General features: G+C 56.6%; 18 protein-coding genes. 7 read left to right on the forward strand and 11 right to left on the reverse strand.

Features of this window, described 5'->3' with window-relative positions; all coding sequences use genetic code 11:
* Nucleotides 1-5 precede the first annotated feature (5 nt).
* Nucleotides 6-1571, reverse strand: coding sequence for an alkyl hydroperoxide reductase subunit F (gene ahpF, locus QE396_RS10760; RefSeq protein ID WP_032681429.1), 1566 nt, complete (start codon nt 1569-1571; stop codon nt 6-8).
* Nucleotides 1572-1746: 175 nt separating this feature from the next.
* Nucleotides 1747-2310 carry an alkyl hydroperoxide reductase subunit C gene (gene ahpC / locus QE396_RS10765; RefSeq protein ID WP_008501015.1) on the reverse strand — a complete coding sequence of 188 codons (564 nt, stop codon included), beginning with the start codon at nt 2308-2310 and terminating at the stop codon, nt 1747-1749.
* A gap of 639 nt (nt 2311-2949) precedes the next feature.
* Here ahpC and QE396_RS10770 point away from each other — a divergent pair.
* On the forward strand, nt 2950-3855 hold the full coding sequence (locus tag QE396_RS10770; RefSeq protein WP_309950984.1) for a DNA-binding transcriptional repressor CitR: 906 nt from the start codon (nt 2950-2952) through the stop codon (nt 3853-3855).
* 154 nt (nt 3856-4009) lie between these two features.
* Here QE396_RS10770 and QE396_RS10775 read toward each other — a convergent pair whose 3' ends face one another.
* Complete coding sequence (locus QE396_RS10775; RefSeq protein WP_309950986.1) at nt 4010-5170, reverse strand: pyridoxal phosphate-dependent aminotransferase; 1161 nt, start codon at nt 5168-5170, stop codon at nt 4010-4012.
* 123 nt (nt 5171-5293) lie between these two features.
* On the opposite strand from QE396_RS10775, the gene QE396_RS10780 reads away from it, so the two are divergent.
* The 3 genes from QE396_RS10780 to QE396_RS10790 are packed head-to-tail and all read left to right on the forward strand — an operon-like array spanning nt 5294 to nt 7133.
* On the forward strand, nt 5294-5908 hold the full coding sequence (locus QE396_RS10780; RefSeq protein ID WP_185791361.1) for a methylthioribulose 1-phosphate dehydratase: 615 nt from the start codon (nt 5294-5296) through the stop codon (nt 5906-5908).
* Nucleotides 5905-6594 (forward strand): acireductone synthase, encoded by a 690-nt coding sequence (mtnC, locus tag QE396_RS10785; RefSeq protein ID WP_104440289.1) that lies wholly within the window; start codon nt 5905-5907, stop codon nt 6592-6594. Before QE396_RS10780 ends, mtnC begins: the two co-directional genes overlap by 4 nt.
* Nucleotides 6591-7133 (forward strand): acireductone dioxygenase, encoded by a 543-nt coding sequence (locus QE396_RS10790; protein WP_014169089.1) that lies wholly within the window; start codon nt 6591-6593, stop codon nt 7131-7133. Before mtnC ends, QE396_RS10790 begins: the two co-directional genes overlap by 4 nt.
* A 40-nt stretch (nt 7134-7173) precedes the next feature.
* Here QE396_RS10790 and QE396_RS10795 read toward each other — a convergent pair whose 3' ends face one another.
* Both QE396_RS10795 and mtnA read right to left on the reverse strand, forming a co-directional pair.
* A complete protein-coding gene (locus QE396_RS10795; RefSeq protein ID WP_309950990.1) occupies nt 7174-7644 on the reverse strand; it encodes an SRPBCC family protein in 471 nt (156 codons plus the stop codon).
* Nucleotides 7645-7687: 43 nt separating this feature from the next.
* Complete coding sequence (gene mtnA, locus QE396_RS10800) at nt 7688-8704, reverse strand: S-methyl-5-thioribose-1-phosphate isomerase (RefSeq protein ID WP_221716558.1); 1017 nt, start codon at nt 8702-8704, stop codon at nt 7688-7690.
* Between the two features lie 105 nt (nt 8705-8809).
* Here mtnA and mtnK point away from each other — a divergent pair, with 105 nt between their 5' ends.
* Entirely contained in the window at nt 8810-10009 is a 1200-nt protein-coding gene (gene mtnK, locus QE396_RS10805; protein WP_181239692.1) for an S-methyl-5-thioribose kinase, read from the forward strand.
* 54 nt (nt 10010-10063) lie between these two features.
* Here the strand turns inward: mtnK and QE396_RS10810 are convergent, their stop codons facing one another.
* Genes QE396_RS10810 through QE396_RS10825 form a run of 4 tightly spaced genes read right to left on the reverse strand, consistent with a single transcriptional unit; the run spans nt 10064 to nt 14891 of the window.
* Nucleotides 10064-11305 carry an LVIVD repeat-containing protein gene (locus QE396_RS10810; RefSeq protein ID WP_113656465.1) on the reverse strand — a complete coding sequence of 414 codons (1242 nt, stop codon included), beginning with the start codon at nt 11303-11305 and terminating at the stop codon, nt 10064-10066.
* Nucleotides 11302-12366: a sugar ABC transporter substrate-binding protein gene (locus tag QE396_RS10815; protein ID WP_020885017.1), complete on the reverse strand. Its 1065-nt coding sequence runs from the start codon at nt 12364-12366 to the stop codon at nt 11302-11304. The genes QE396_RS10810 and QE396_RS10815 overlap by 4 nt, the downstream gene beginning before the upstream one ends.
* Before the next feature lie 30 nt (nt 12367-12396).
* Complete coding sequence (locus tag QE396_RS10820; protein ID WP_025204689.1) at nt 12397-13392, reverse strand: ABC transporter permease; 996 nt, start codon at nt 13390-13392, stop codon at nt 12397-12399.
* Nucleotides 13389-14891 (reverse strand): sugar ABC transporter ATP-binding protein, encoded by a 1503-nt coding sequence (locus QE396_RS10825; RefSeq protein WP_020885019.1) that lies wholly within the window; start codon nt 14889-14891, stop codon nt 13389-13391. The genes QE396_RS10820 and QE396_RS10825 overlap by 4 nt, the downstream gene beginning before the upstream one ends.
* Before the next feature lie 160 nt (nt 14892-15051).
* Between QE396_RS10825 and QE396_RS10830 the strand changes: the two genes are divergently transcribed.
* Nucleotides 15052-16140: an oxidoreductase gene (locus QE396_RS10830; RefSeq protein WP_063925318.1), complete on the forward strand. Its 1089-nt coding sequence runs from the start codon at nt 15052-15054 to the stop codon at nt 16138-16140.
* A 57-nt stretch (nt 16141-16197) separates the two neighbouring features.
* Complete coding sequence (locus QE396_RS10835) at nt 16198-16941, forward strand: SDR family NAD(P)-dependent oxidoreductase (protein WP_014169080.1); 744 nt, start codon at nt 16198-16200, stop codon at nt 16939-16941.
* 53 nt (nt 16942-16994) lie between these two features.
* Here QE396_RS10835 and QE396_RS10840 read toward each other — a convergent pair whose 3' ends face one another.
* Together QE396_RS10840 and cstA are read right to left on the reverse strand one after the other, a co-directional pair.
* Nucleotides 16995-17192: a YbdD/YjiX family protein gene (locus QE396_RS10840; RefSeq protein ID WP_014169079.1), complete on the reverse strand. Its 198-nt coding sequence runs from the start codon at nt 17190-17192 to the stop codon at nt 16995-16997.
* A 58-nt stretch (nt 17193-17250) separates the two neighbouring features.
* Nucleotides 17251-19356, reverse strand: a complete 2106-nt coding sequence (gene cstA / locus QE396_RS10845; protein WP_014169078.1) for a pyruvate/proton symporter CstA — start codon at nt 19354-19356, stop codon at nt 17251-17253.
* Nucleotides 19357-19515: the final 159 nt, after the last annotated feature.

Raw genomic sequence — 19515 nt, forward strand, 5'->3', positions numbered from 1 at the left:
TCTTTTTATGCCGTTTTGGTGCGAATCAGATAATCGAACGAGCTCAGAGACGCTTTCGCCCCTTCACCGGTGGCAATGATGATCTGTTTGTACGGAACCGTGGTGCAGTCCCCTGCCGCGAACACCCCTTTCACGCTGGTTTCGCATTTCGCATCGATAATAATTTCGCCCATCCGGTTGCGCTCAATCGCGCCGTCCAGCCAGGTGGTGTTTGGCAACAGACCAATCTGTACGAAGATCCCCGCCAGCGCCACGCTATGTACGTCACCGCTCACGCGGTCGCGGTATTCCAGACCGGTTACTTTGCTGCCGTCACCTTTCACTTCCGTGGTCTGCGCATTCAGCACGATATCGACGTTTTTCAGGCTACGCACTTTGTCCTGCAGCACCTGGTCCGCTTTCATTTCTGGGGCGAACTCCAGCAGGGTGACGTGTTCAACGATACCCGCCAGGTCAATCGCCGCTTCCACACCGGAGTTACCGCCGCCGATCACCGCCACGCGTTTACCTTTAAACAGCGGGCCGTCGCAGTGCGGGCAGTAGGTGACGCCTTTGGTGCGATACTGATCTTCACCCGGGACGTTCATGTTGCGCCATTTGGCGCCGGTGGCAATGATAATGCTGCGCGCTTTCAGCACCGCGCCGGAGGCGGTTTCAATCTGGTGTAACCCCCCTTCAACCGCGGCCGGAACCAGCTTGCTGGCGCTCTGGCTGTCGATCACATCCACTTCATAATCGCTGACGTGCGCCTTCAGTGCGCCAGCCAGTTTCTGGCCTTCGGTCTTCGGCACAGAGATGTAGTTTTCGATATCCACGGTGTCGAGCACCTGGCCACCGAAGCGTTCGCCCATCAGTCCGGTACGAATGCCTTTACGGGCGGAGTAAACCGCCGCCGCCGCGCCCGCCGGGCCGGAGCCGACAATCAGAACATCATACGCATCACGTTTGTTCAGCGCTTCTGCCGCACGTTTTTCGGCACCCGTGTCCACTTTGGCAACGATTTCGGTCAGCGTCATACGGCCCTGGCCAAACTCCTGACCGTTCATAAAGACCGCCGGAACGCCCATGACGTTACGGTCGGTGATTTCGTTCTGGAACGTACCGCCGTCAATCGCCGTGTGCTTAATGCGCGGGTTCAGCACCGACATCAGGTTCAGCGCCTGCACCACGTCCGGGCAGTTATGGCAGGAGAGCGAGTAATAGGTTTCAAACTCAAAATCGCCGTCAATATCGCGGATCTGCTCGAGCAGCGCCTGCGCCTCTTTTGACGGATGACCACCGGTCCACAGCAGTGCCAGCACCAGCGAGGTGAATTCGTGGCCCAGTGGAGAACCGGCAAAACGCGGCCCCTGGTCAGAACCCGGATTGGTGATCAGGAAGGAGGGCTTGCGCACCGCCAGACCGTTATCTTCTTTGAAGGTCACGTTCGGTGACAGTTCGGCGATCTCTGCCAGCAGTTCCTTGATCTCTGCCGATTTAGCGCTGTCGTCCAGCGTGGCAATCAGCTCAACAGGTTTGGTCAGTTTCTCAAGGTAGGCCTTGAGCTGGGTTTTCATATTGGTGTCGAGCATTGTTCTTCCCTCTCTAAAAACGTCATCATGCAAGCTGCCTTATTCGGGCGGCCTGAATGCAACTTGCATCATGGTGCTGGAATAAAATGGGCGCGGGCGCGCCCATTACGACTGTCATTTCCGGAGCCTGTCGCGTCAGAGCAGGCGATGCACTGCGCGAAAGACGGCGGGAAACTTAGATTTTGCCAACCAGGTCTAAAGACGGTGCCAGAGTCGCTTCGCCTTCTTTCCATTTCGCCGGGCAAACTTCACCTGGGTGAGAAGCAACGTACTGCGCCGCTTTCACTTTACGCAGCAGGTCAGAAGCATCACGGCCGATACCTTCAGCGGTAACTTCGATTGCCTGGATAATGCCCTGCGGGTCAACAACGAAGGTAGCACGGTCAGCCAGGCCTTCATCTTCACGCATGTTGTCGAAGTTACGGGTCAGGGCGCCAGTCGGGTCGCCGATCATCGCGTATTTGATTTTCGCGATGGTTTCAGAGCTGCTGTGCCATGCTTTGTGGGTGAAGTGGGTGTCGGTAGAAACAGAGTAAACGTCTACGCCCAGCTTCTGCAGTTCGTCGTAATGGTCTGCAACGTCACCCAGTTCGGTCGGGCAAACGAAGGTGAAGTCAGCCGGATAGAAGAAGAAGACGCTCCAGCGGCCTTCGGTATCTTTCTCGGTCACTTCGATGAATTCACCGTTTTTGAACGCCTGGTTTTTGAAAGGTTTAATTTTGGTATTAATCAAAGACATCTGTACTTCCTCCGTGTTTTCGTTGAGATGTAAGATAACCAACTTTCGCCGGGTGGGCTAATGCGTTTGCTTTATCAAATCAATCAGCCATACCTAACAACCCGAACAAGACAACGTGATGAACTGAATTAACGAAAAGCCAAAAGTAAAAAGGCCGCCCTGGTGGGCGGCCCTGATACCTGAACTTTCCACAGGAACTTTCAGTGCCAGCAATTGCTGGCGTTGCGTTGCGCTCTACAAACCTCATATCAAGGCCGTAACAGCGCCTTGATTACAACACCCGCACAGCGCGAGGGCAATGCACATGAGCGCCAATCGTATCTATGGCTGTGATAGGTTTCATCGAACACGGTTTATTGCGCAGGACTGAATACGCGCCGGCGAGGATTAATAAAAATGAATGATAATTATTTGTCTATATATAATTGAGACTATTTTAATGCAAACACTCTCGCAGTTTTAGAGATAAAAATATCTTAATATTCATTGAAGCTCTATTTTATAAATCTGCCATCGTGATATATTAAGTCAACATACAACTCTAATTAAGTAAGTTAATTGCATGGATGGCAAATGATTAACTTCCTTCTATAGTTATCAGTGATGTGTTAACGCAACGCAGTCCACTCAGGATGAAACATGGCTAATCTCTACGATCTGAAAAAATTTGATCTTAATCTGCTGGTAATTTTCGAGTGTATTTATCAGCACTTAAGCATCAGCAAGGCAGCAGAAACGCTCTATATTACGCCCTCGGCGGTCAGCCAGTCGCTGCAAAGGTTGCGTAATCAGCTCAACGATCCCCTGTTCATTCGTTCCGGGAAAGGGATTACGCCCACCACGGTAGGCGTGAACCTGCACCATCATCTTGAGCAAAACCTCAACCAGCTTGAGCAGACGATTAACATCATGCATGGCTCAACGCTAAAAAAGAATTTTGTGGTGTACAGCCCGCAAATCCTGACCACCGAAAAAAAAAACCTGCTTGGTCCGCTTAAATTATTGATGCGTGAGCACAATTACGAGATTGAACTGCATGATATGCTGCTCTCTGCTGACTCCGCAGAGGATCTGCTGGCATACCGTAAGGCAGACTTAATTTTCTCAATGGCCCCGGTTAGTAACCGTTCAATGATTTGTGTGCCATATGCATCCTATTCCGTCCTGCTGGTCTGCAGCCAGGATCATCCGCGGATGAAAGAGGTGGCCACCATGGAAGAGCTTCAGGAAGAGAAGTTTACGATATTCCTCAGTGATGAGCCGGGCGTTAAAACCTATCAATCGATGGCAGAAAAAGTGCATGCGGAAAAGACAATCGGTTTTCGCTGTGACTCTGTATTTACTATTATTTCTATGATAAGTGCCTCTCATTTAATTGGTTACGTACCCGAAATCTTATTTGATAAATACAGTGAAGTGCTAAGGCTCAAAAAAATCACTGCACCGTTCACCCTTCCCTCGCTTGACATTTTTATGATTTACAACCGCTCGGCATTAAACAGTACGGCATTCGCGAAATTTATTAACGAAGTAACAGAACAATAACAGCGACGGGCTGTGTCGCTCACAGCCCGTTCTCTCTGTTAATACATAATCCTGACTTATATTTTATAACGCGCTTTCGCGTTATTTTGACTGATATCCCTCTCACTTATTATGGGCAGACCGCCGTTATTCTTACGCGAGAGGGATGACACGCTCAGAGTGTACTCAGCCGCTCCGCCGCCGCGAGAAGCGTCGATTCCTGTTTCGCAAAACAGAGCCGGATCAGCTTATGCGGGAACGGGTCGGCGCAAAATACGGACAGCGGAATGGCAGCAACGCCCACCTCTTTTGTCAGCCACTGGCAAAAACTCACGTCATCCCGATCCGAAATCGCGCTGTAGTCCGCCAGCAGGAAGTAGGTCCCTTCGCAGGGTAAAATCTCCAGACGGCTCTGGCTTAGCGCATTCACAAACAGATCCCGACGCTGACGGTAGAATGCCGGCAGGTCGCGGTAGTGCTCCGGTTCGGCGCGCAGCATATCAGCCAGGGCCAGCTGGGCCGGCGTGTTTACGGCAAACGTCAGGTACTGATGTACTTTACGCAGCTCAGCGCTGATGGCCGCGGGAGCCACGCAGTACCCCACCTTCCAGCCGGTCATGTGATAGGTTTTACCAAATGACGATACCGCCACGGCACGCTCGCGAAGCTGCGGATGGGCCAGCACGCTGGCATGCCCTTCCTGCGCAAAACAGATGTGCTCATACACTTCATCGCTCAGCACGTAAATTTCACGCCCGGCAATCGCCTGCCACAGCTTTGCGAAATCGGCTTTCTGCCATGCGGTCGCCGACGGGTTGTGCGGAGTATTGATAATAACCAGACGGGTTTTGTCGCTCAGCAAGGCAGCAAACGCCTGCCAGTCCGGACGGAAATGCGGTGGCTGTAGCGCGATACGTTTCACCACGCCGCCGGAGAGTTCAACCGCCGGCGCGTAGCTGTCATAACTCGGGTCAAAGCAGATCACCTCATCACCCGTGCGCACCAGCGCGGTAATTGCGGCATACAACGCTTCGGTCGCCCCTGCTGTCACCGTGATGTCGCTGGTAGCGTCTGGCTTATAGCCATACAGCTCAGCCGTTTTGTCTGCTATGGCGTCCCGCAGTGCCTGCACGCCCGTCATCGGTGCATACTGGTTCGCCCCCTGCGCAACGTGGTACGCCAGACGTTCCTGCAAATAACGCGGGCCATCAAAATCAGGGAACCCTTGCGAGAGATTAATGGCGTTGTGCTGCTGGGCCAGTGCGCTCATTTGCGTAAAGATGGTGGTGCCAAGACTGGGAAGTTTACTCTGAGGAATCAATGCGTTATTGCTCATTGTGTTGTGCCTGCATGTAATACTTATGTTGCTGACACTATAACACGATGTTAGTCTTTGGCAATCAAGACGCTTAGACGTCTAAACAATATGAATATTCCTGACCGAGAGGGAAAAAGGAAGATGACCGACAACCTGCAACTCACACACCTGGTCGACGCCTGCCGCTGGATCGGCGCCAAAGGCTGGGCTCCCGCGACCGGCGGCAACATGTCCGTGCGTCAGGATGCGCATCTGTGTTGGCTCAGCGAATCCGGCAAAGATAAAGGCAGCCTGACCACCGACGATTTTCTGCAGGTGGAGATTGCGACCAACCGTGCACCCTCTGGCCGCACGCCGTCGGCTGAAACCGGGCTTCACACGCTCATCTATCGTCTGTTTCCCGAAGCCAACGCGGTTCTGCACGTCCATACCGTCAATGCCACGGTCTTGTCGCGGCTGGTCAAAGAGCCTGAGCTGAAGATCACCGGCTTTGAAATGCAAAAATCCCTCTCCGGGCAGAGTACGCATCTGGATACGGTCGCCATCCCGGTGTTTGATAACGACCAGGATATCAATGCGCTCGCCGCGCGCATTGCCGAATACGCTCAGACGCACCCGTTTAATTATGGTTTTCTTCTGCGCGGTCATGGCTTAACCTGCTGGGGACGCGATGTGGCCGAGGCCCGCCGTCATCTGGAAGGACTGGAATTCTTATTTGAATGCGAAATGCGTTTACGACACTGGGAGAGAGTATGATTCGCGCGATTGTGACGGATATTGAAGGGACCACCAGCGATATCCGTTTTGTCCATGATGTTTTGTTCCCCTATGCGCGTGAGCGTCTGGCGGCCTTTGTGACCGTGCAGCAGTTCGCCGAGCCGGTCAAATCGATTCTGGACAACCTGCGTGATGAAATTAACCACCCGCACGCCAGCGTAAGCGACCTTATCGACACACTCTTTACGTTTATGGATGAAGACCGCAAGTCAACCGCGTTGAAGGCGCTACAGGGGATCATCTGGCACGACGGCTACGTTAACGGCGATTTTACCGGCCACCTCTACCCGGACGTACTGCCTGCGCTGGAAAAATGGAAAGCGCAGGGTATTGATCTCTATGTTTATTCCTCAGGCTCCGTCGCGGCGCAGAAACTGTTATTTGGCTACAGCGACGAAGGTGATATTACTCATCTGTTCAGCGGCTATTTTGATACCCACATCGGTGCCAAGCGCGACGTCCAGTCTTACCAGAACATTGCGGCACAAACGGGTATCCCCCCGTCGCAGATCCTGTTCCTGTCGGATATACATCAGGAGCTGGACGCCGCTGAGCTGGCAGGTTTTCGCACCCTGCAGCTGATTCGCGGCGATGATGACGGTGCAAGCCATCACCATCAGGTACACCAGTTCGACGAGATTAACCCGGAGCAGATCCCTTCATGAGCGCATTGACCATTTATTCCGATAAAGACCCCAGTCAACCTCGCTGGCACAGCACCGACGCTGCCGACATCGCCCAACAGCTCAACGCCAGAGGGGTGCGTTTTGAACGCTGGGCCGCAGACCGCGACTTAGGCCGCGATCCTGCCCCCGATGCGGTTATCGCGGCTTATCAGCATGCGATCGACACGTTAGTGGCAGAGAAAGGTTATCAGAGCTGGGATGTCATCAGCCTGCGTGCCGACAACCCTCAAAAAGAGGCGCTGCGCGCAAAGTTCCTGAACGAGCATACCCACGGGGAAGATGAAGTGCGTTTCTTTGTTGAGGGTGCGGGGCTGTTTTGCCTACACATTGGCGACGAGGTGTGTCAGGTATTGTGTGAGAAAAACGACCTGATTTCCGTGCCTGCCGGAACGCCGCACTGGTTTGATATGGGCTCAGAGCCGAACTTTACCGCCATTCGTATTTTTGATAACCCCGAGGGGTGGATTGCGCAGTTCACCGGCGATGCGATTGCGGATGCGTATCCGCGTCTGGCATGATTTTTCCCCTCTCCCTTCAGGGAGAGGGGGCGAAAAAACGTCAGTGTTTCAATCCCTTCGTATACGCCACCAGCTGGTCCAGCACAATGCCCCACCCTTCGTGGAAGCCCATCTGTTCATGCTGCTCGCGGATTTCCGCCGTTGGATGGCGAGTAATGGCGGTATAACGCGTTTTGCCCTCCCCCACATCATCCAGCAGTAGAATGGCCGTCATAAACGGCTTTTCGGCGGGCTTCCAGCCTTCCGTGTAACCGTCGGTAAAGACCAGCTTCCTGCCGGGATCGATTTCGAGAAACACCCCCCGGTTATCCATCCGTTGCCCGTCTACCTCAAACACCGTGTTAAACCGCCCGCCAACGCGCAGGTCGAGGTCACACTCGGTCACTTTGTGCGGAACCGGAATGAAGAAGTTTTTGATGTGCTCGGGTGTCGTCCAGCAGAGCCACAGCAGATCGCGTGGGGCATCCACCACGCGTTCCAGTTTTAAGTCTGTATCAGGATCAAGCGTCACGTGACTGTCCTCCTAAAGGGAACCCCTTAAAGGATAGTCGTCCTCAGGCGAATTTCCCTTTTGCCACCTCTTCCGGCGTGACGATGCCCGTATCCAGCACCCAACCGCTTATCAATGCCGCTGGCGTGACGTCAAAGGCTGGGTTGTAGACCTGCGCGTTTTCAGGAGCCCACTGCACCGCGCCAAAGCTCCCGGCCACGCCCGTCACTTCGCTGGCCGCACGTTGTTCGATGGGGATTGCCTCACCGTTCGGGCACGCCGGGTCAAGCGTGGTATGCGGGGCGGCGACATAGAACGGAATACCGTGGAACGTTGCCAGAACTGCCAGAGAATAGGTGCCAATTTTATTCGCCACGTCGCCGTTGGCCGCAATACGGTCTGCGCCCACCCACACCGCGTCAACCAGCCCTTTTGCCATCAGGCTGGCGGCCATGGAATCGGCGATCAGCTGGTACGGCACGCCCAGTTCGCCGAGTTCCCATGCGGTCAGTCTTCCACCCTGCAACAGGGGGCGGGTTTCATCCACCCAGACAGTGCTGACGCGTCCTTCCTGATGCGCGCGGGCAATCACGCCGAGCGCGGTGCCAACCCCCGCCGTCGCCAGCCCGCCGGTATTGCAGTGGGTCAACAGACGGCTGCCGGGTTTCACCAGCGTACTGCCGGCATTCGCGATGGCCTCGCACAGCTGCTTGTCTTCATCAATCAGACGCAGCGCTTCCGCCGCCAGCGCAGGCACAAAATCCTCCTGCCAGAGAGCCAGCTTCATGCGGTCGAGGTTGTTCATCAGGTTCACCGCCGTCGGGCGGGATGCCCGCAGGGTCTCCAGCGCCACAGCCAGTTCATCACGGCTTTTGCCGTTTTCCGCCAGAAGGGCCAGCAGCAGGCTTGCAGAGAGACCAATCAGCGGTGCCCCGCGTACGCGCAGGGCGTGAATATGGCCGACCAACGCCTCTACCGTCGAGGCGTCAAGCCAGCGTTTCTCCTGAGGAAGCGCCTGCTGATCGAGAATAAATAACTGATTCTCCGCCACTCGCAGGCTGGTCGTCTGTAATGTCTGCATGTCGTTAATTCCCTGTTGCGTTGTTGTAGCACATTGTGTCAGGATGAAATCCAGATGTATAGACGTCTAAATGTCTTTATTAGCTAAACCAGTGAGGAACAGGCAATGTCGCAATACCGTACCTTTACCGCCCAGGATGCCGTGGAGTATGCAAAGCAGTTCGGCGGCCTTGATGATCCCTCATCGCTGGTGGAGGCGCAGGAAGTGGGCGACGGTAACCTCAATCTGGTGTTCAAAATTTTCGATACCGAGGGTGTAAGCCGCATCGTTGTTAAGCAAGCGCTGCCGTATGTGCGCTGCGTCGGCGAATCCTGGCCACTGACCCTGGATCGCGCCCGCCTGGAGGCGCAAACGCTGGTCGAACACTACCAGCACAGCCCGCAGCACACGGTGAAAATCCACCACTTCGACCCCGAACTGGCGGTGATGGTGATGGAAGATCTCTCCAGCCATGCCATCTGGCGCGGGGAGCTGATCAAAAACACCTACTACCCACAGGCGGCGCGTCAGCTGGGTGAATACCTCGCGCACACGCTGTTCCATACCAGCGACTTTTACCTGCACCCGCATGAAAAGAAAGCGCAGGTCGCGAAATTCCTTAATCCGGAGATGTGTGAGATCACCGAAGATCTGTTCTTCAACGATCCGTACCAGGTCCACGAACGTAACAACTACCCTGCTGAACTGGAAAAAGACGTTGCCGCCCTGCGCGATGACGCTCAGTTAAAAATTGCCGTGGCCTCGCTGAAGCACCGCTTCTTCTCACATGCTGAAGCCCTGCTGCATGGCGATATTCACAGTGGCTCGATTTTCGTGGCAGACGGCAGTCTGAAAGCCATCGACGCAGAGTTCGGCTATTTCGGCCCCATCGGTTTTGACGTCGGCACCGCCATCGGCAACCTGCTGCTCAATTTCTGCGGCCTGCCGGGGCATCTGGGTATTCGCGATGCCGCCGCGGCCCGTGAACAGCGTCTGACCGACATTCAGTCGTTGTGGAACACCTTCGCGGAGCGCTTCCAGATCCTGGCCAGTGAGAAAACGCGCGATGCGGCACTTGCTGCCCCGGGCTACGCCTCTGAATTCCTGAAAAAGGTGTGGAAAGACGCGATCGGATTCTGCGGCACGGAGCTGATTCGCCGCAGTGTCGGTCTGTCGCACGTGGCGGATATCGAGACCATTCAGGATGAAGCAATGCGCCACGAATGCCTGCGCCACGCGATTACGCTTGGCAAGGCGCTGATTGTGATTGCCGACCGTATCGACACCGCCGAAGATCTGGTGGCGCGGGTGCGTCAGTACAGTTAAACGCCTCGGCCCTCTCCCGATGAAGAGGGCCGTCAGAAAGACACCAGCGCGCCGTTACCCCAGATACTCAATCACCGACAATCCACCGTTATAATCCGTGCTGTAGATAATGCCCTGCGCATCGACAAACACATCGCATGACTGGATCACCTGCGGTCGATTCGGCCGCGTATCCATCATCCTCTCTGGCGCCGCCGGCACCAGCGCACCGGTTTCAACCGGACGGTAAGGATTGGAAATATCAAACGCGCGCACGCCCGCATTCTGCCAGGTCGCAAAAATCAGCGTAGAGCTGACAAAGCTTCCCGGCCGGTTCTCGTGCAGGTTGTGTGGACCAAAATGCGCCCCTTTGGCCACATAATCCCGCTCCTGCGGCTGCGGGAAAGTGGAAATACTCACCGGGTTCGACGGCTCGCGAATATCAAACAGCCAGATGAACTTCTCACCGTCCTCCTGGTTATCCAGCACCGCTTCATCCAGCACCACCAGCAGGTCACGATCCGGCAATGGCAGCGCGGTATGCGTGCCACCTCCAAACGGCGGGCTCCAGTTGCGATGGCTAATCAGCTTCGGCTGCGTGCGATCCTTCACGTCCAGCAGCGTCAGTCCCCCGTCGCGCCAGCTCCCGTAAGCGGTATCCCCGGCAATAATCGCGTGGTGCAGCGCGTAGCGTTTGCCTTCCGGCCAATTGGGGTGCTCCCCGTCGGCCTGGTTCATCCCCGGCAGCCACCAGCGCCCGGCCACCTCAGGCTTTTTCGGGTCGGCCAGATCGATCGTCAGGAAAATATAGTCGGTAAAGCCGTCAATCAGCGCCGAAACATACGCCCAGCGCCCGCCGACGTACCAGATACGGTGAATGCCGATGCCGCTCAGGGATAAAAAGCCGATCTCACGCGGTTTGTCAGGGGTGGAGATATCAAACACCCGCAACCCGGCGCTCCAGCCTTTGTCCTGCACGTCGCGTACGGTTTCCCCTACCTGACGGGTGTAGTAGACCTTTTCGTCAGCGAAACGGGCATCCGCGAACAAGTCTCGCGCGTTAATGACCAGCAGGAGATCGTCGTGCGCCTGAAGATGAACGTTCCAGGTGCCGGGCGGCGCGGGCATATAGCCTGCCGGTTTGGGATGTTTCGGGTCGCGCACGTCCACAATGGAAAAGCCCTGCGAGACCATATGCCCGATGTACGCGAAACCGCGATGCACCATCAGCTGCACGCCGTCCGGGCGACCGCCCTGGTCGCTATGGCCAATCAGCCGCATATTGCGGCTGTATTCAGGCGTGGGAAGCACACTCATTGATGTTTCGCTTCAAGCGTCGCAAACCACGGGGCGATAAAATCTTCGGTCTGACCCCAGCCTGGAATGATTTTCCCCAGCGACGCCACGTTCACTGCGCCTGGCTGGGCGGTCAGCAGCGCCTGCGGGATCGCCGCCGCTTTGAAATCATACGTGGCGGGTGTGGTTTCACCGGCAATCTTGTTGGCAATCAGACGTACGTTGGTTGCACCAATCAGCTTCGGATCCACCGCCACGCTCACTTTCCATGGGCTGCCTGGCTCGCGCATCAGCTGAAGATCCTGGTTTGAGATATCGATGCTGTAGAGTTTGATTTCGGTGCGGCCGTTCTCTTTCAGGGCTTTGTAGGCCCCCTGGCTGAAGGCATCCCAGGTTCCCCAGATGGCGTCAATTTTGCCTTTCGGGTATTTCGCCAGAATAGCGCCCACTTTATTCGCGGTATCTCCCTGCACGTCAGACGAAACGGCACCGATAGACTCCAGCTCTTTAATGTCCGGATACTGCTTCTGCAGCGCTTTATAGGCTGCCTGACGACGTTCCATCGGCGGGAAACCGGCAACCCACAGCTTCACGATGTTGGCTTTGCCGTTGAAATCTTTCGCCAGCTGGCCGAAGGAGAGATGGGTCAGAGAAGCATCATCCTGCTGGGTCACGGTCACCCCGGGAATGTCGCCCTGAACGGCGGTATCAAACACCGACACTTTAATGCCGGCATCGACGGCTTTTTTCACGAGCGCGGTCGCATAGGGGTCGCGCCCCTGAGAGAGGATAATCCCGTCATATTTCTGGCTGATCGCCTGATTGACGAAGTCCTGGAATTTGGCGTCGTCGCCATTGCTCAAAAAGGTGCTGACCTTAAAGCCGAGCTTTTTGCCTTCCTGAATGGCACCGGCGACAAACTGCGTGGTGTTGTCGTCAGAGCCGAGGTTACGGATCACCGCAATGCGGATGGGGCCGTCATGATTTGCAATGGCGGGCGGAAGCGGTGCGGGGGTTGCCGCAAGGCCTGGCAGCGACGTCAGTAACCCTAATGCCACCAGAGAGAGGGTGATTTTTTTCATTCTGTTTTCCCGTTGTGTTGTGATCAATCGTTAGCGTTTTTGTATGTAGGTAATCGCCAGCGCCACGGCGAGCACCAGCCCTTTTATAATGTCCATCGCATAATAGGGTACGGAAAGCATCACCAGACCGTTCGACAGCACGCCAAGAATGACTGCCCCGACGAGCGTACCCAGCGCGTTCGGTTTTCCGGACCCGGCGAGCGAGAAGCCAATCCACGCCGCCGCAACCGCATCCATCAGATAGCCGCCGCCCGCATTCACCTGTGACGAGCCAATCCGCGAGGCCAGTAAAATGCCGCCTAGTCCGGCGAGCAGAGAGGCAATCACGTAGGCCGCCACCTTGTAGCGCGTGGTGCGAATACCGGAGAGACGTGCCGCCTCCGGATTACCGCCGATGGCATACATGCGTCGTCCGTGGGTGGTCAGTGACAGCCCCAGCTGTGCGAGGATCGTCACCACCAGCATGATGATCACGATAGTCGGCACCTGTCCCAGCAGGCTGAACGCCGCCGGAATGGTCCCTTCAGCCATGTCGCCGCTCGGCAGCACCATGTTTTCGGTAATTGACCCGCCGTAGCTGTAGGTCATCGCCACGCCCTGGATAACAAACAGGCTGGCAAGCGTGGCAAGCATGTCCGGGATCCGCAGGATGACAATCAGAAACGCGTTAAACAGGCCAACCAGGGTACAGAGCGCCAGGGTAATCAGTATCGATTCGGTGGTGCCGAAGCCGTACCAGACGAACAGTGACACCACCAGCGCGTTAGCCAGCGATGCCGTTGAACCAACCGACAGGTCAAACCCGCCGATGGTCAGCGAAATTGACACCCCGATAGCAATCACCGTCACGATAGCAATTGAGCGCAGGATATTGATAATGTTGTTCGGATCGAGGAAGTTGTCCGACGCCAGGCCAAAGATGGCCACCAGCGCCACCACGGTCAGCAACATGCCCCACTTGTAGAGAAAATCAAAAATTTGCTGACGGCCAGACGCCGCCGCCGTTACTGAAAGGGCCTTGCTCACGACGCCGTTCCTCCGGTTGAATAATAAAGTAGTGTCTCTTCGTGGGCCTCGGCCCCGGCGATTTCCGCCACGATACGTCCGTCCCACAGCACGCAAATGCGATCGCACAGCCCCACCAGTTCAGCGAATTCACCGGAGGCGTAAATCACCCCTTTGCCCTCGCGCGCCAGGCCGTCAATTAACTGGAACAGATCGGTTTTCGCTTTGACATCGACGCCTTTGGTCGGCTCATCGAAAATCAACACGCTGGCGTCGTTGCGCAGCCACTTGCCGATGGCAATCTTCTGCTGGTTGCCCCCCGACAGACGACGCAGCACCTGCCCCGGCCCACGCGCACGCACGCCGACGCGGGCAATCACCTCTTCCGCCCAGCGCCACGCCTGACGGTGGCCGAACAGGCTCCAGCGCGAGAAGCTGTTATCCGCGGTGACCGCCAGGTTCATGCTCACCGGTTCATCAATAAAAATGCCCTCTTTACGCCGCTCCTCCGGTACCAGCGCCAGACCGCGCAATACCGAATCCGCCGGATCGCGCGGCTGCCAGGGCTGATGATTTAGCTCACCGCGCGCTACACGGCTTTTGCTGGCCCCAAACAGCGCCTTGCAGAGTTCCGTTTTGCCCGCTCCCGCCAGCCCGGCGATGCCCAGAATTTCGCCTTTTCGCAGGTGCAGGGAGATATCTTTTAACAGCGCGTCATCGTGCAGCCCTTCCACGCGCAGCAACGTCTCGTCACTGTGCGCAGGACGGGCCGGCGGATAGATATCGTTAAGCTCATGGCCAAGCATCTTCTCAACGATTGCGTCACCGCTGAGGTTCGCCATCGGGCCGGATTCAATCAGCTTGCCGTCGCGCAGCACGGTTAAGGTGTCGCAAATAGCGTTCAGTTCGTGAATACGGTGAGAGATAAACACCACGCCAATCCCCTGCTTTTGCAGACGTCTCACTACGGCGAAAAGCCGTTCGCTTTCATGGCTATCCAGCGGCGCGGTCGGTTCATCCAGAATCAGAAAACGGCAGTGGTGTGAGAGCGCCCGCGCCAGCAAAATCTGCTGCTTTTCTGCCAGCGTGCAGGTGTCGACGATGCGTCGCACATCCAGAGCGATACCCAGCTGCGCCAGCGCCTGTTTCGCCTGCTGGCGGATTGCGCGCCAGCGATAGCGATGCCCCGGCTGTGCGAGCTGATCGAGCATGATGTTTTCGGCAATGCTCAGCCCTGGTATCAGCGCGACGTCCACTTCCTGCTGCACCAGGTGGATACCCAGCCGTTTGGCATCAAGCGGCTCGCGGATCGTCACCGGCTGGTTATTAATGCAGATCTCACCTTCGTAGCGATCGTAAGTACCGCACAGCACCGCCATCAGCGTCGATTTCCCCGCGCCGTTTGCGCCGGTCAGCGCATGCACGGAGCCGCCCATTAACGTCAAATCCACGCGCGACAACGCCTGAAAGCCGGAAAAGGCCAGGCTGATACCGCGCATCTCAAGGCGACTGGAAACCATCCGCGTTAAATCCTTCTTTCATATTGTGATTTATCGAATTTTTCACAGCTCCGGTTGACTGACAACGACGGAAAAGGCATAAGATAAAGCGAAATATTATTAGCCATCCGGATGTCCAGACATAACATCGGGTTAGCGCTTGCTAAAAAAAGGACAACACATGAGCAACACCGATATCCGCGTCGTGCCGGGCCCGGCGAACTATTTCTCGCATCCGGGAAGCCTTGCGCACCTGAATGATTTCTTTACGCCGGAACAGCTCTCCCGCGCGGTGTGGATTTATGGCGAACGCGCCATTGAAGGCGCGCGCCCTTTCCTGCCGGAAAGCTTTCACGCGCCGGGGGCAAAACATCTGCTCTTTAAAGGGCACTGCAGCGAACGTGACGTCACCGATCTGGTGACGGCGTCTGGCAATAACGCCAGCGTGGTGATTGGTGTCGGCGGTGGCGCACTGCTTGATACCGCCAAAGCGGTGGCGCGCCGTCTCGGCGTGCCGGTGGTGGCTATTCCCACCATCGCCGCCACCTGCGCCGCCTGGACGCCGCTCTCCGTCTGGTATAACGATGCCGGTCAGGCGCTGCAGTTTGAGGTGTTCGACGATGCTAACTTCCTGGTGCTGGTGGAACCGCACATTATCCTCAAAGCCCCAGCGGAGTACCTGCTGGCAGGCATCGGCGATACGCTGGCGAAGTGGTATGAAGCGGTGGTCCTGGCCCCTCAACCCGAACACCTGCCTCTGACCGTTCGTCTGGGGATCAACGGCGCGCTGGCGATCCGCGACGTGCTGCTTTCCCGTAGCGAAGAGGCGCTGGCCGACCAGCAGCGTGGCGAAGCGACGCAGGCATTCAGGGATGTTGTGGATGCCATTATTGCCGGTGGCGGAATGGTGGGCGGTCTGGGCGAGCGCTATACCCGCGTGGCGGCCGCGCATGCGGTGCACAATGGTTTAACCGTTTTGCCGCAAACGGAAAAATACCTGCACGGTACCAAAGTGGCCTACGGCATCCTGGTGCAAAGTGCGCTGCTCGGCCAGGATGACGTGCTGGCCGAGCTGGTGGCGGCCTATCAGCGCTTTACCCTGCCCACCACACTTCGCGAACTGGAGGTGGATATCAACAACCGCGACGAGCTGGACAAGGTCATTGCCCATACGCTGCGCCCGGTGGAATCTATCCACTATTTGCCGGTCGCGCTCACCCCTGAGGTTCTGCGCGCCGCGTTTGAGAAAGTGGAATCCTTCAGCCGTTAATCGTTCCGACCGACTATACCTAATGATGATTCTCATCACTCTCGCAACGAGGTCATCATGCAGATCGATTTAACAGGTAAGAAGGCGCTGGTTACCGGCGCCAGTCGTGGGTTGGGTCGTGCCATCGCACTTTCACTGGCACGCGCCGGTGCCGATGTGGTTATTACGTATGAAAAATCCGCCGACAAAGCCCAGGCGGTCACCGAAGAGATAAAGGCGCTTGGGCGCCACAGCGAGGCGATTCAGGCCGACAGCGCCAGCGCACAGGCCATTCAGGATGCGGTTACCCATGCGGCGCGCTCCCTGGGCGGGCTGGATATTCTGGTCAACAACGCCGGGATCGCACGCGGCGGTCCGCTGGAGTCCATGACGCTGGCGGATATTGACGCCCTGATTAACGTCAATATCCGGGGCGTGGTGATCGCCATTCAGGAAGCGCTGGTGCATATGTCTGACGGCGGGCGCATTATCAACATCGGCAGTTGTCTGGCAAACCGTGTGGCGATGCCCGGTATTGCCGTCTATTCGATGACCAAATCTGCACTCAACTCCCTTACCCGGGGTCTGGCTCGCGATCTCGGCCCGCGCGGCATCACCGTGAACCTTGTGCATCCTGGCCCGACAAACAGCGATATGAACCCGGAGGATGGAGAACAGGCTGAATCTCAGCGCCAGATGATTGCGGTGGGACATTACGGCCAGCCGGAAGACATCGCCGCCGCGGTCACCTTCCTGGCCAGTCCTGCCGCCGGACAAATATCCGGCACGGGACTGGATGTCGATGGCGGGTTAAACGCCTGATCGCATGTTGAATGTAAACAAAAGCAGAGCAGCCTTTGTTTACCGAAAGAGGATTAACAGCACTTCGCGCCGCCCTTGCCGCCGTAGCGGGCGTCCTGGCGGTCGCGGAAGAAAGCTTCATAGGTCATTGGCGTCTGGTCAGGGTGGTTGACGCGCATATGCTCGACGTAGTTGTCGTAATCCGGAACGCCGATCATCATTTTGGCGGCCTGGCCCAGGTATTTTCCTGCTTTGGAGAGGGTGTCGAACATAGTGGATATCTCGTCTTTTATCCCCTCTCCCCGGCGGGGAGAGGGTGAGGTTGAGCGATTAATGCGCCCCTTTCGCCTGGGTCACAATCTCTTCCAGGTTCTCAGGCATTGGCTCATACGGTGTCTCTTTTGCCGTCGGCTTGTCTTCTTTCAGCGCCGCCAGTGCAGTCTTCAGAGAATACAACGCCAGCACCACAACCACCACCATAAAGAAGATGGTCAGCCCGGCGTCCAGACGGTTGTTAAACACCAGCTGCGACAGCTGCGATTCCGTATATTGCGCCGGGATCTTACCGCTGTCGATCATCGCCTGGAACTTGTTGGCGATAGCCAGGAAGCCCACTTTGTTGTCCGGGCTGAAGGCTTTCTGCCAGCCTGCCGTCAGGGTACAAATCAGCAGCCATGCGGTCGGCAGTAACGCCACCCATGCATAACGCTGACGCTTCATCTTGAACAGCACTACCGCACAGAGCATCAGCGCCATGCCCGCCAGCATCTGGTTGGCAATACCAAACAGCGGCCACAGGGTATTAATCCCTCCCAGCGGATCGACGACGCCCTGATGGAGGAAATATCCCCACGCCAGTACGCACAGCGCCGTTGCCAGCAGGTTCGCCGGTAATGAATCGGTACGTTTCAGGTTCGGTGAAATCACCCCCAGCAGATCCTGCAGCATAAAGCGTGCCGCACGCGTTCCTGCATCCACCGCCGTCAGAATAAACAGCGCTTCAAACAGAATGGCGAAGTGATACCAGAACGACACGTCCATCAGCCCGCCCAGCGCGCCGTGCAGAATATACGCCATGCCCACCGCCAGCGTTGGCGCGCCCCCCGCACGGGAAATAATTGACTGCTCGCCCACTTCACTGGCGATATGGGTCAACGTGTCAGGGGTAATGGCAAAGCCCCAGCCGCTTACCACCTGCGCGGCAGAGGCCACCACGTCAACGGTGCCGGCCGGTGCCAGCAGCGCCATTGGGCTGTTCATCGCGAAGTAAACGCCCGGGTCGATAATACAGGCCGAGACAAGCGCCATTATCGCCACGAACGATTCCATCAGCATGCCGCCGTAGCCAATCAGGCAGGCCTGATTCTCATTGGCGAGCATTTTCGGCGTGGTACCGGAGGCAATCAGCGCGTGGAAGCCAGATACCGCGCCACAGGCGATGGTGATAAACAGGAACGGGAACAGGTTGCCGGTCCAGACCGGGCCGGTGCCATCAATAAATTTGGTCAACGCAGGCATGGTCAGCGTCGGGCGCATAATCAAAATGCCGATTGCCAGCCCCACAATCGTGCCAATTTTCAGGAAGGTGGAGAGGTAATCGCGCGGGGCCAGCAGCAGCCACACCGGCAGCACCGCCGCCACAAATCCGTACCCTACCAGCATCCACGTCAGCTGTACGCCGGTGAAATCGAAGAACGGCGCCCACGTCGGGCTCTCAGCCACCCAGCCGCCGGAGATAATGGCAAACACCAGAAAGACCAGGCCGATGACCGACACTTCACCAATGCGTCCCGGACGCAGGTAGCGAATGTAGATCCCCATAAACAGCGCCAGCGGAATGGTAAAGGCCACGGTATAGGTTCCCCACGGACTGTGGGTCAGCGCTTTCACCACGATCATCGCCAGCACCGCGAGGATGATCACCATGATCATAAAGGTCGCGATCAGGGCGATCACCCCGGCCGTGGCTCCCATCTCCTCTTTCACCAACTCACCGAGCGAACGTCCGTCGCGGCGGGTGGAGACGAACAGCACCATAAAGTCCTGCACCGCACCGGCCAGTACGACGCCCGCGAGGATCCAGATCATCCCCGGCAGGTAACCCATCTGCGCCGCCAGGACTGGCCCCACCAGCGGGCCCGCGCCGGCAATCGCCGCAAAATGGTGACCGAACAGCACTTTCTTGTCGGTAGGCACATAGTCCAGACCGTCGTTATGACGAACCGCAGGCGTCATGCGCGTGCCGTCGACCCCTAACACCGTCTTCGCGATATAGCGGCCATAAAAACGGTACGCGATCAGATAAATACAAACCGAGGCGACAACGATCCACAGCGCGTTGATCTGTTCCCCCCGGTTGAGGGCGATATAGCCCAGGGCAAATGCTCCCACAACGGAGAGCCCTGCCCACGTAAGGTATTTCCCTGAGTTGTTCATAGTTGTTGTCCGTTGTTGTGAAACAGTGAGATGTTACATTTTGTTTCTAGAACAACGCTCAAAATTTAACAACTTTGAAACGCAATAATGCGTGGTCAAACCAGACATTTACACCACATTGTTAAGCCGATCACCTTCCGCTGAAACACCCCTGCCGCC

Source organism: Enterobacter sp. SORGH_AS_0287 (genome assembly GCF_031453695.1).
GTDB classification, from domain to species: Bacteria; Pseudomonadota; Gammaproteobacteria; order Enterobacterales; family Enterobacteriaceae; genus Enterobacter; species Enterobacter ludwigii.

Bases quoted from the DNA above. Each gene is read 5' to 3' on its own strand.
- ahpF (WP_032681429.1), bottom strand. From the start codon at position 1,571: ATGCTCGACACCAATATGAAAACCCAGCTCAAGGCCTACCTTGAGAAA.
- ahpC (WP_008501015.1), bottom strand. From the start codon at position 2,310: ATGTCTTTGATTAATACCAAAATTAAACCTTTCAAAAACCAGGCGTTC.
- QE396_RS10770 (WP_309950984.1), top strand. From the start codon at position 2,950: ATGGCTAATCTCTACGATCTGAAAAAATTTGATCTTAATCTGCTGGTA.
- QE396_RS10775 (WP_309950986.1), bottom strand. From the start codon at position 5,170: ATGAGCAATAACGCATTGATTCCTCAGAGTAAACTTCCCAGTCTTGGC.
- QE396_RS10780 (WP_185791361.1), top strand. From the start codon at position 5,294: ATGACCGACAACCTGCAACTCACACACCTGGTCGACGCCTGCCGCTGG.
- mtnC (WP_104440289.1), top strand. From the start codon at position 5,905: ATGATTCGCGCGATTGTGACGGATATTGAAGGGACCACCAGCGATATC.
- QE396_RS10790 (WP_014169089.1), top strand. From the start codon at position 6,591: ATGAGCGCATTGACCATTTATTCCGATAAAGACCCCAGTCAACCTCGC.
- mtnA (WP_221716558.1), bottom strand. From the start codon at position 8,704: ATGCAGACATTACAGACGACCAGCCTGCGAGTGGCGGAGAATCAGTTA.
- mtnK (WP_181239692.1), top strand. From the start codon at position 8,810: ATGTCGCAATACCGTACCTTTACCGCCCAGGATGCCGTGGAGTATGCA.
- QE396_RS10810 (WP_113656465.1), bottom strand. From the start codon at position 11,305: ATGAGTGTGCTTCCCACGCCTGAATACAGCCGCAATATGCGGCTGATT.
- QE396_RS10815 (WP_020885017.1), bottom strand. From the start codon at position 12,366: ATGAAAAAAATCACCCTCTCTCTGGTGGCATTAGGGTTACTGACGTCG.
- QE396_RS10825 (WP_020885019.1), bottom strand. From the start codon at position 14,891: ATGGTTTCCAGTCGCCTTGAGATGCGCGGTATCAGCCTGGCCTTTTCC.
- QE396_RS10830 (WP_063925318.1), top strand. From the start codon at position 15,052: ATGAGCAACACCGATATCCGCGTCGTGCCGGGCCCGGCGAACTATTTC.
- QE396_RS10835 (WP_014169080.1), top strand. From the start codon at position 16,198: ATGCAGATCGATTTAACAGGTAAGAAGGCGCTGGTTACCGGCGCCAGT.
- QE396_RS10840 (WP_014169079.1), bottom strand. From the start codon at position 17,192: ATGTTCGACACCCTCTCCAAAGCAGGAAAATACCTGGGCCAGGCCGCC.
- cstA (WP_014169078.1), bottom strand. From the start codon at position 19,356: ATGAACAACTCAGGGAAATACCTTACGTGGGCAGGGCTCTCCGTTGTG.